Source organism: Pseudomonas sp. CP-1 (assembly GCF_021213715.1).
Classification (GTDB): Bacteria; Pseudomonadota; Gammaproteobacteria; order Pseudomonadales; family Pseudomonadaceae; genus Pseudomonas; species Pseudomonas aeruginosa.
The window spans coordinates 1-529 of sequence record NZ_JAJQKY010000062.1 but is presented as its reverse complement, the minus strand read 5'-3'; the positions used below and the strand labels follow the sequence as shown (position 1 = coordinate 529).

The following is a 529-nucleotide window of genomic DNA, read 5'->3' as shown; positions in this document are numbered from 1 at the left end:
CAGCGGCGTGGACGGGGTGAAGCTCCAGTTGCCGCTGCCGTCGGCAGTGACCTGCCCGATGGGATTGCCGCTGCCATCGGTCAGGGTCACCGTGGCGCCCGGTTCGGCGGTGCCGCTGATCTCCGCGCCGTTGCTCGGATTGACCACCGGCGCGGCCGGCGCCACCGAGTCCACGGTGGTGCTGGCCGGAGCGCTGGTATTGCCGGTCGGGTCGCTGGCCGTGGCGTTGACCACGGTGCCGTTGGCCAGCGGCGTGCCCGGTGTGAAGCTCCAGTTGCCGCTGCCATCGGCGGTGACCTGCCCTATCGGGTTGCCGTTGCCGTCGGTCAGGGTCACGGTAGCGCCCGGCTCGGCGGTACCGCTGAGCGTGGTGCCGTTGCTCGGGTTGAGCACCGGCGCCGCCGGGGCCTGCGAGTCCACGGTGACGCTGGCGCCCGGGCTGTTGTTGCCGGCGGCGTCCTGGGCCACCACGTTGACCACGGTGCCGTTGGCGATCGGCGTGGACGGGGTGTAGGTCCAGTTGCCGCTG

Annotated in this window: 1 protein-coding gene; it reads right to left on the bottom strand. The window is 72.2% G+C overall.

Annotated elements, in window-relative coordinates:
* Positions 1-529 (bottom strand): Ig-like domain-containing protein (locus LT948_RS33055; protein WP_232197173.1); only part of this gene is annotated, 529 nt, incomplete at both ends.